The 9,427-nt window shown below is 31.3% G+C and carries 17 protein-coding genes; 2 read left to right on the top strand and 15 right to left on the bottom strand.

Going from position 1 to position 9,427, the window contains the following annotated elements; all coding sequences use genetic code 11:
• Positions 1–3: 3 nt before the first annotated feature.
• On the bottom strand, positions 4–213 hold the full coding sequence (locus tag ACXAFV_RS13670) for a hypothetical protein (RefSeq protein WP_475127240.1): 210 nt from the start codon (positions 211–213) through the stop codon (positions 4–6).
• Between the two features lie 227 nt (positions 214–440).
• Between ACXAFV_RS13670 and ACXAFV_RS13665 the strand changes: the two genes are divergently transcribed.
• Positions 441–650 carry a helix-turn-helix transcriptional regulator gene (locus ACXAFV_RS13665; protein ID WP_475127238.1) on the top strand — a complete coding sequence of 70 codons (210 nt, stop codon included), beginning with the start codon at positions 441–443 and terminating at the stop codon, positions 648–650.
• Positions 651–977: 327 nt separating this feature from the next.
• Here the strand turns inward: ACXAFV_RS13665 and ACXAFV_RS13660 are convergent, their stop codons facing one another.
• The 7 genes from ACXAFV_RS13660 to ACXAFV_RS13630 all read right to left on the bottom strand — a co-directional run bounded on the left by ACXAFV_RS13660 (position 978) and on the right by ACXAFV_RS13630 (position 5,986).
• Entirely contained in the window at positions 978–1,970 is a 993-nt protein-coding gene (locus ACXAFV_RS13660; protein ID WP_475127237.1) for a phage lytic cycle repressor MrpR family protein, read from the bottom strand.
• A gap of 2 nt (positions 1,971–1,972) precedes the next feature.
• Positions 1,973–3,325, bottom strand: coding sequence for a DNA sulfur modification protein DndB (locus tag ACXAFV_RS13655; protein WP_475127236.1), 1,353 nt, complete (start codon positions 3,323–3,325; stop codon positions 1,973–1,975).
• A 135-nt stretch (positions 3,326–3,460) separates the two neighbouring features.
• A complete protein-coding gene (locus ACXAFV_RS13650) occupies positions 3,461–4,492 on the bottom strand; it encodes a tyrosine-type recombinase/integrase (RefSeq protein WP_475127234.1) in 1,032 nt (343 codons plus the stop codon).
• Positions 4,482–4,628, bottom strand: a complete 147-nt coding sequence (locus tag ACXAFV_RS13645) for a hypothetical protein (RefSeq protein WP_475127232.1) — start codon at positions 4,626–4,628, stop codon at positions 4,482–4,484. Before ACXAFV_RS13645 ends, ACXAFV_RS13650 begins: the two co-directional genes overlap by 11 nt.
• 556 nt (positions 4,629–5,184) lie before the next feature.
• Positions 5,185–5,394, bottom strand: a complete 210-nt coding sequence (locus ACXAFV_RS13640; protein ID WP_475127230.1) for a hypothetical protein — start codon at positions 5,392–5,394, stop codon at positions 5,185–5,187.
• A 71-nt stretch (positions 5,395–5,465) separates the two neighbouring features.
• The gene (locus ACXAFV_RS13635; RefSeq protein WP_475127229.1) at positions 5,466–5,762 is read right to left on the bottom strand and encodes a hypothetical protein; all 297 of its coding nucleotides are present in this window, start codon (positions 5,760–5,762) and stop codon (positions 5,466–5,468) included.
• A 38-nt stretch (positions 5,763–5,800) separates the two neighbouring features.
• Entirely contained in the window at positions 5,801–5,986 is a 186-nt protein-coding gene (locus tag ACXAFV_RS13630; protein WP_475127228.1) for a hypothetical protein, read from the bottom strand.
• A gap of 328 nt (positions 5,987–6,314) precedes the next feature.
• On the opposite strand from ACXAFV_RS13630, the gene ACXAFV_RS13625 reads away from it, so the two are divergent.
• A complete protein-coding gene (locus ACXAFV_RS13625; protein ID WP_475127227.1) occupies positions 6,315–6,560 on the top strand; it encodes an alpha/beta-type small acid-soluble spore protein in 246 nt (81 codons plus the stop codon).
• Positions 6,561–6,592: 32 nt separating this feature from the next.
• On the opposite strand, the gene ACXAFV_RS13620 is transcribed toward ACXAFV_RS13625, so the two are convergent.
• The 7 genes from ACXAFV_RS13620 to ACXAFV_RS13590 form a co-directional block, all read right to left on the bottom strand.
• Positions 6,593–6,865 (bottom strand): hypothetical protein, encoded by a 273-nt coding sequence (locus ACXAFV_RS13620; RefSeq protein ID WP_475127226.1) that lies wholly within the window; start codon positions 6,863–6,865, stop codon positions 6,593–6,595.
• Positions 6,862–7,134, bottom strand: coding sequence for a hypothetical protein (locus tag ACXAFV_RS13615; RefSeq protein WP_475127225.1), 273 nt, complete (start codon positions 7,132–7,134; stop codon positions 6,862–6,864). The genes ACXAFV_RS13620 and ACXAFV_RS13615 overlap by 4 nt, the downstream gene beginning before the upstream one ends.
• Positions 7,135–7,150: 16 nt before the next feature.
• Positions 7,151–7,612, bottom strand: a complete 462-nt coding sequence (locus ACXAFV_RS13610; RefSeq protein WP_475127223.1) for a hypothetical protein — start codon at positions 7,610–7,612, stop codon at positions 7,151–7,153.
• Positions 7,613–7,648: 36 nt separating this feature from the next.
• On the bottom strand, positions 7,649–7,921 hold the full coding sequence (locus tag ACXAFV_RS13605) for a hypothetical protein (protein WP_475127221.1): 273 nt from the start codon (positions 7,919–7,921) through the stop codon (positions 7,649–7,651).
• A 34-nt stretch (positions 7,922–7,955) separates the two neighbouring features.
• Positions 7,956–8,321: a YopX family protein gene (locus ACXAFV_RS13600; protein ID WP_475127219.1), complete on the bottom strand. Its 366-nt coding sequence runs from the start codon at positions 8,319–8,321 to the stop codon at positions 7,956–7,958.
• Positions 8,322–8,538: 217 nt separating this feature from the next.
• Positions 8,539–8,766, bottom strand: coding sequence for a hypothetical protein (locus ACXAFV_RS13595; protein ID WP_475127217.1), 228 nt, complete (start codon positions 8,764–8,766; stop codon positions 8,539–8,541).
• A 32-nt stretch (positions 8,767–8,798) separates the two neighbouring features.
• The gene (locus tag ACXAFV_RS13590; RefSeq protein WP_475127215.1) at positions 8,799–9,347 is read right to left on the bottom strand and encodes a hypothetical protein; all 549 of its coding nucleotides are present in this window, start codon (positions 9,345–9,347) and stop codon (positions 8,799–8,801) included.
• Between the last annotated feature and the right edge of the window lie 80 nt (positions 9,348–9,427).

Genomic DNA, 9,427 nt, shown 5'->3' with positions numbered 1-9,427 from the left:
AATTTACTTGGTGGCTTTTTCTTTTATCTCTTCCCAGCTAAGGAAATAGTCTAAGACATCAACACTATGTAGTGATCCATCATTTCCTTCTAAAGTTACCTTTACACCTTTCAAACCTGAATCACTCATTCGAGCTTGAAATTCCTCACTTGCTCCTTTAAATAATGTAGAGATTGTTAACGCTAATTCTCCAGTTCCCATAGTTGTTTTCATTTGCTTTCCCCTCTCTAAGTCTTGTATTATATAATTATTATACCAACCTACCTTGTCAGATTTTTGATACACCTCCTTTGAAATCAGAACATCTGTTCGTATTTATATTTATTATAGTCCGAACAGAGCATAAAAACAAGTTTGTTGGTAAAAATATCTTGTATTGCATTGGTAGGCATTGGTATAATTAGTATTACTAAATTAGGTAAAAGGATGGAGGACTTCCGATGGGCATTATTATCGGAAGATGCCTACTAGGTGAACTATTGATCTACAGACGGATGACTCAGGAAGACCTCGCAGCTAGAACCGGAATGAATAAGGGACAGATCAATGCGTACATAAGAAATAAGAGAATTATGTCATTGTCCAGTGCTAAAAAGTTAAGCACAACCCTTAATTGCAAAATAGAGGATCTTTATGAGTGGCATTCGTAGGCATCTTGGAAGAGGTCTTAGGACTTCTTTCCACCCAGTGATTCACTAGTTGGTGAATATTTTCCAACCTTTGTCTACATTTTACAATACCTAATGTCGTATGTATATATCATAATTTGTCGAAAAGATTGGAATCTTGTCGAAACTGAAGTTTAATTCTTGACTTTTTAAATTTCAGTGCCCACAACGTTCCAATTTTTTTATTTTGAAAAATTGGATTGAATTTTTATGCCTGTAGGAATATTTTTATTTTTATTACTACATTAGTTTATTTTAATTATTATGTAGCAGCCAACCACTCCGAATGGAGGATTGCTGTTTTTCTTATTAGAAGTCTGGATATAATTTTTTGATATTGTCAGTATTGATATACTCGCTCATAGTTGATCTATTGTGATAACTGTATTTACCATCATTACTTGTAATTTTAGTTAAGTTAAAATGATCTCCAATTGTCTCAAAATGGGATTTATCTAATTCTTCTTTACCCTCTTCTTTTAACATCTTATAAGCCATATAAATCATACCGGAACGCTGTATTCCTTTAGGTGTTAAATCTTCCGTATCAAATTCTTCTGCAATTGCTTTAATTCTGTTTATAATTGTAATTTGTGAGGCTCTGTCAGTTTCGCTTACTCTACCTCGTCTTGCTGGTCTGATAATGTATTCGTTTTGAATTAATTCAGATTCTTTTTGGCGTTCACTATTCCCATTTTGATTTTTATACACAGTATCATCATTTGCTTTTTCAAGAATGTCGAAAAGTTTCTCGTCTACATTATAGATATATCTTTCACCTTTTTTATCATCGTACAATCTAATTGATTTCTCTTCTCTATTCAAATCAGTCATTTTAAGGTTTCTTATCTCAGATGATGAATGACCATACACACCATTGAAAATTAGATGAAGGATAGCTATATCTTGATTATTAACTAAGTGTGCTGTGAATTCCTCTACATCATTTTTAGAGATGAACATTTTAAGTTTAGGATCAACAAATTGTTCATACCAACTTTTATCTATATTTTGTAATGGATTCAATGTGTTAGTTCTTAAATTATTTTCAATAGCCCATGAAATATATTGAGATATAAAACGCCCTCTACTTAGTGCAACTGGTACTGACTTGGGGTTACTTGAGCTAATACATTTTCCGATTTCAGATAAATTAAAATTATAAAGATCCTTTTCGAGTGGCATTTCATTCTCATATGCAGCAAAAAAGATATACTTCATCGTATGCCTAGTGCCTTCATTCTCATAAGTTTCAAGAAATTTTTGTTTAATGTCTTCATTGTAAATTCGATTAGCTATCATTATCACTTCACCAGCTCTCCTAAGTCAATATTATCAAAATAATTAGCAATATTTTTACGTGCTTTATTAGTATCATCAATTCTTAATTTCGAGTCTAACACTCCAATTTCCTGCCATAATTTATTTGTTTTATCAAAATTAATATTTTTAATTATATTTCTTACTTCTTTTGGTTTGATTTTCGACTCAAACATTTTACGTGCTAATACAATATATCCCACAAATAAATTATTCTCTGCTATTAGTGAATTCTTTTTAGACTCAACGGGATTCTCTAAGAAATCTTCTGAAAAACTTCCAAGTAATACATTGAAATAATCAACCAAGAAGTCACCAACATCCATTGCGTCTGCCTTATTTTTCATAATGAATTGTTCATCAATAGTATCTGCCAAAACATTATATGCTACTAATTCTTTATTCAATGAATGCACTCGATTAGTTTGAGAAATTAATCCTCTTAGATCACTCTCTTCTCTAAGTTGTCTCACTACACTGTCTGAATGTCTATTTGCTTCAAGTTCTTGCACCCTAACCTTACTAATCGGAGTAGCTTTAGCAAGCTGGGCTTGATACTGCTGTGCTTGTTTTTTACTATAGTTTGTAATCAAAACAGAGAAATTAAATTGTAAATCCGATTGTTTTTGTAGGGCTTTAATAACCGCCTTAGTCCGGTGGAAACCATCTACAATGGCTAAATCAGTGCCGCTATTTATTGTTAACTCTCTAGAAGAGGCATCATAGGTCAACTCATCACCTGAGTCTGCAGATCGGGTCATAGCATTGAAAACCAAAGTTGTAGGCACTAATGTACCTTGTAATAGATGCTCTTCAATCTCATCTACGTTCTTCTTATTTAAAGTCGGCTCAATTCTTATTGCATTGTCTCTGGATCGTTTAAATTTAGCCTCTCTCTGAAGCTCATAGTCATATGTTAGTAAATTATTTGCTAATAAATCATTAATTACTTGTATGCTCATTGGAACAGTAAAGGCAGCATTGCCAACTACTGTTGCATTACTAAGTGTAATAGGGAATCCCATGTCTTTTCTTTTTACATCTGCACTATATTTTCTAGCTTCTTTAACTTCTACTTCAGTGAAATAATCTTCAGGATTAATGTTCATATTTCCAGTTTTTAAAAATACCTGTTCATTTATTAGATATAATTCACGAATGTCTAATTCCTTTAATACTTCTTCTGGGTTTCTGAGCCATTCTGATACAGTTCCACCCATAATATCGTACTTATTGATCAGTTCTTCTTTAATATCATTGACAATTCTTTTCTTTTTCTTGATTGTCTCGATAGCTTCTGCAAGGTTAGCTTCTAATTCATTTCGATTACCTAACAAATTACAACACCTCTCTTTTGAAATAATTACCATAATTAAGCATTTTTATTATACAAATTAATTCTATAACGCAAGTGTACTTTTGTAAACATTTAGAACGCAATTTGCGTATTTTTTACTAATTTATTTTGATTATTAGTTATTTTGACTTTTGATTAATTCGTCAATTTTGATATTTAGTAGTAGTTTTTGGCTTTTTGGTAATTTATTTATAGCTTCTAATAAGGTTTTGTGATCAACTTCTTCATAATATTTCTCATTAACTCTTCCCTTGCTCGATACAGCACCAGTTAAACCATAATCTTCATCTTCTAAATAGATAGTTGTAGTATTAATATTTGAATGTCCTAAAGCCTTCTGAGCAGCAGTGATAGAACCATGAAGTCTATACTGGAATGTTCCGCCTGCTTTTCTGATACTATGGAAGACAATATTACGATTTTCATTAATATTCATTGCTTCTCTTAACTTCTTCATAATGTCAGATACTGCATTGGTTGAAACAGGGAAAACCTTTTCAGTGTCACCTTTAATACTTAATAACTCATTATAAAAACCTTTAGATATCCTCGGTCTAAAATCACTATTTCCTTTAGCGATAATTCTAATTTCAACATCGTTTTCATTTTCTCTAAAATCTGACCACTTTAGACTTAGGCATTCATCAATACGAGCACATGTGTCTAGTGAGAATAGAAACAAATATTTTTTAATTTCTCTGTCTCTTACTCTGGGCAGAGTCATAATTAATTCTGTCATTGTTTCAATTTCTTCTATAGACAATACACCATGCTCATTCTTAGTTTCAGGTAAAGAATCAATTAGGTTTAAGTATTCAGTATCAAATTCAATATGCTTCTTACCTCTAAGATACTTAATAAATTCTCTAACTGCAGAAATGTTTCTGTTGATTGTTTTATTATTTAGCTTTTCAGTATCATGTAAATATGCTTGAAATTCTTCAAAGTGATCTAAAGTTAAATCTAAATCTTGTTTAGTTAAGTATTCTACATCTCTATCTTTAACTAATTTGAAAAATTTAATGATATCTCTTTTATAAGCTATTGCAGTTCCTTCACTCTTAAATGACTTTTTCTTCAAAAATTTAACCAATTGATCATAAGTGCCATCATCATGTAACTTAGTTACCTTCTCATTAGCCAACATATTGTCCATCTCCCTTCATTTTCTTTTCTAATATATTTACGATAATTTTCATTTCTTTGTGTAACTTCTGTGTGTCACGAGCGTTCATTCTTGGCAATTGCCTCTTCACGAATCCAAGCATATCTGTAAGTACCATTATATTATTCCTCCTCCATTCATTATATGTTTAATTATTTATATTATAACCAGAAGTTTTACTTTTGAAACATGTTTTATTAATTTATTTAAGATAATTATACTACAGTCCAATTTTTCTGTAAAGTACTTTTCGGACTTTTCTAGAAAATAAAAAGACTCACCAATATAGGCAAGTCTCAATTATGTATTAACTTCTTGATCTCTTTTTGCTTCTTATCATTATATAAGACCAGAAACGAGTCATTAAGGTGCTTCATAATTTCTTCAGGTGTGAATCCATGTTGAATTCCTAGTGCATATATTTGACCAGCTCTTTTAGTAAAATCCTTCTTCAAGTTGTAATCTCTCCTGTTGTATTAGTTTATTAATTATATCATGCTATTTACAAAATGAAATGGATCTTTTATCTGGTTAATCCTCTTTGTAATATTCTTCTTCTCCACAGTCTTCGCAATTGAAAACTATGTCCTCATGGATAGTCCCATATATGTAGATATTTTTACTACCACACTTACAAGCAATATCAAAGCACTTCATTAAACTCACCTCTTCTCTTAATTTATATCTTTAACTGCCTTCCACAAAGCATCAACTAATTCATTCTCTATATAACTGTCATCAACTCTCCAGTGTCCACTAACTAAATCTTTATCTATATTTACTCCACCTAGAAACTCAATCATTTTACCAATGGTTACTTTTCTATGATGAAAATTCGCCCAATCATTACGATCAACTAATTCATCGAATAATGAATAGAACATACTCTTACTAACTTCTTTGGCTTGTTTTGGTGTAATATGCTGCTTAATAATAACTCACTCCCTTTTAAAACTTAGTTTTTATCTTGAATTAATTTAGCCTTAATAATGAAATTAGGATTATTTATAAATCCCTCTTTTGAAATTGACAAGTCGTATTCCCTTTCTAATTCCAAATTAAAGTTATCCTTCTCTGGATCAATAAAGAATACATACTTTTCACCATTATTATTTTCAAAAGCATACATAAAACCCAAGTCACCTACATTGAGTTTATCTGTGTATTTCATGCTGCTGAATTGTTTGGTTGATACCTCACATCCTACTAACATCAATGAAGATAGTGTCATTAACGCAATTATCTTTTTCATTTATATCTCCCTCCTTCAAAATAAAACGAAACATCTTATTAAAATTTACTTTTTATTAATTCAACGATTTTATCAGCATCATCCATTATGTCATTAATATTGATAGTTGCTTTACTCAATCTCTCGATTAGCTCATCTGCAGACATATATCCTAACTCTTTGATGACTTCTCTCGATGATTTGATTATTTGTTGAACCTGCTCTTCAGTTAAATAAGTGCTCATATGTTCACCTCACTCTCAATAAGTTATTGGTTTTAACGTATTACAAATCTTCCTTAATCACTGTTCCAACAATCCAACATGCAAAAATAAAAAGTATAAACAATACTAAGACAACTAAGACTTTCGGAAATAGAAACAACAATCCAATCATGAAAACAACAAGCAAAATAGCTATGAATCCGGTTGCTATTGTCTTTAGATGCTCCATTGATTCACCACCTTCCAATTAACCCAAATTTACACCATATACATTTATTTAAATTAATAATATACTTAACTCACAAGCAAAGAACAACTTGCTTGAATAACCTATCTGGAGTGATTCAATATGTTAAAACACACTAATGAAGTTCAACAATTACTTGATCAAATGCGTAATGAGATTGCTGCTGAGATGGGTATTGAGATAAATCCAAATATGACTTCTCGTGACGCAGGACGCATAGGAGGAAGTATCACTCGTAAACTTATAGAACTAGGTGAGCAGAAGCTTCAAGAAATTGCTAATCAACAAACAACTAACTCTTATATGTACCAGCAAAATCAAACACAATCACAAACTGAATTACACTAATCCTTGAGGGCTATATGCCCTCTTTTCTATGTTCAAATATTTACAGTAATTCTAATAGCAAATCCTGATCTATCATTAATATGTCCGTAAATATCTCCTACACGTTCTGTTATGTATTCTCCGCATGAATTGTAAAATATCTTTCCAAACCTTTCAGAGATGTTCCCATCAATCTGTTTTACTTCTTTTACATCAAATGTATTTGGGTAGCCTAGATCAGATAAGTAAACAATTATGTCACCTGACTGAGCTTCTGAGATGGGTACTTTATTAGTTTTAATTGTTGCTGCTAATTGTTGACTCATAATGATCCCTCCAATTTATCATTGAGAAACTTTTCAAAGTCATCATCTTCCAAATGAAATAAATCAACAAATGCTTCATCTTTTGTGAATTGAATTCCTCTTTCATTTTCAAATTTACTGTAAGCCCATTCCTTATAGACATCATTGTTAACTCGACTGTATTCCCATGACAGGTTATGTATTAGCTGATTGAATCGAATGTCAGTGTGTTTAACCCATATTTGCTTAATTAGTGATAGTATTCGGTCAATACGATTATGATCTCTCATTTCGTTCCCTCCTCTATTATGAAAACTTATAATAATCCTCTAAAGCATCCCTTAAATATTCTCCACCATATAATTTCACCAGTTCAGGGAAAGTCTCGTTCTCGATATCCTTGATAAACTTCTCCCAATTGGAACTTATGAAATCAATAAACCCTTCACTGCTTCCTCTTTCTCTATATCTTTGGATATATTCATCTTTCAAATCAATTGATGGATAAACTAACAAATATTTAATTCCATTCTCCTCTAGTGCTTTTCTAACAATGTCATGAGAAGACACAAAGATGTTATCAGCTTTCCCAATATTACTTTTAATGTGCTCCATATAGTTGTTTGGGAAATCTGGATGTCTAACACCGTCCTCAATCCATGAAAATTCGCTGCTATCTGAATCAAGTATAGTCAATTTCTCATTTAATTTATGTAAATGACTTTTACCTGTTCCCGGAAAACCTGAGATTACTAATGTTTCTTTCATCATATCTCCTCCTTAAATTCAGTTAAAATCTAGTTTTTATCTAAACTCATTTAAAGTTTCTCTTGCTTTAGACAGTTCCATTTCTAACCTCTTTACTTCCTTTTCAGCATCCTCACGGTCTTTTTGAGTAGAATGATCAAAACATTCATCACAGTATAATTCTCCATTGTACAAAGCCCAAGTGTCATCTATCTCATGTCCACAATCATTGAACTCACAGTGCTGAAATTCAAAATGCTTCTTATAAAATGCCAACTGTTCTTTTTCACTTAATTTATCAATGTCGCTTTTTCTAGTTATATCAACCATTTTTACACCCTCTTTTAATATAAGATATTAATTATTAGTTCTCATAAATATTCCCAACTACTTTGATTTCTGTATGTTTATTAAAATACTCATGAGCATTCCAATTACCAAACATATAGCATCCATTATGGAAAGTAACTTCTTGTTTAACTATCCAATCTTCTTGCAATCTACTCTGACCCTGTACTACATCTCCAACAAAAATCTCTCTTGCGAGCATATCCAACATGCCTGTAGATTGAGTAATTACCAACTCTTTGTCAATAAAATAATATCTATCCTGCTTTAACTGAGGATCTAACTTCAAAGCACCTTCATTTGTTATGTAAAGGTATGGTGCTCTGTTGTAATACATTCTCTCTTCTTCTACATCCCAAGCCCTATAATTATTATTGGTCATCATTTCACCTCCCGATTTATCCCATCAATATGAATATTTAATGTGCCTAGCACACTTCTAATTGTCTTCATCTTATTCTTATAGTTACAATACATAGGCATATTACCGTTTCTCATTGCTTCCTTCTTCTTAAACTGTAATGTTTTATATCTGTTAAGCAGCAGTTTTTCCTGTGGATTCATTTAGACACCTCCAATAAAAGGATCATTTCATTAGTTTACTCTCTGTAATAATCATATATTTCTATTCTTTGTGATCCATCTTCCCAGTCCGAAGAGATGATGATTTCGTTTTCAATTTCTTTCTGAAGCTCAAATAATTCTTCTAAAGACTTCACTTCGATTGTTCCAAAATAATTCTTGTTTGTTTTTTGAAAACTGTACTTATTTAATACCTTGATATGGTCTTCAAGCTTTCCTGATGTTACATCTACAAATAACTTCATCGTTAAGTTCCTCCTATTAAATAAATGTTTCCTTAAATCTTCTTAAACAATTGAGACATCATATCACGATTTTCCATTCTCAATTTCTTCTGTTCTGCAGCAAATCGCTTACAAATATCAATTGATTGTGCAAATTCTATTTGATACTCCGATACACCCTGAACGTCTTTCAACCTATTGATCATATATTCTAAATGACCAGATAACATATCTTGCTTCTTCTTTATAATTTCAATTTTGTTTATTTCATTATTATTCTGTCTAATCTTTTTAACATATTCTTTAACTAATTTCTGATTAATGTCTTCTTCAGATTCCAATGTCATATTATACAGAGTGACAATCTCATCATCTTTTGGGTGCACTACAATTAAAAAGTTTCCATTCGTGTAATAATCAAGTGTTTCTTTTCTGGTAGGTGCATAATTTTCGTGCAATAACTTAGATTCATTATAGAATTCCATAACTTTATATATAACTAGATACTCATTTTCTTTTATAAATTTACTTATCCTACTATACCCTGACATACCCATAACTCGCTGCACATATCTGAATTTTACATGTTCTCCAATTATCACCTAAATCACCTCTTAGTTATTATAAAATATCGTCAGATTATCTAGCCAGTTCGGTGTATTTTTCGTCAGGATTGTCGTCT

Source organism: Rossellomorea sp. ABR4_012 (genome assembly GCF_056159545.1).
This window is presented reverse-complemented; position numbering and strand designations above follow the sequence as displayed.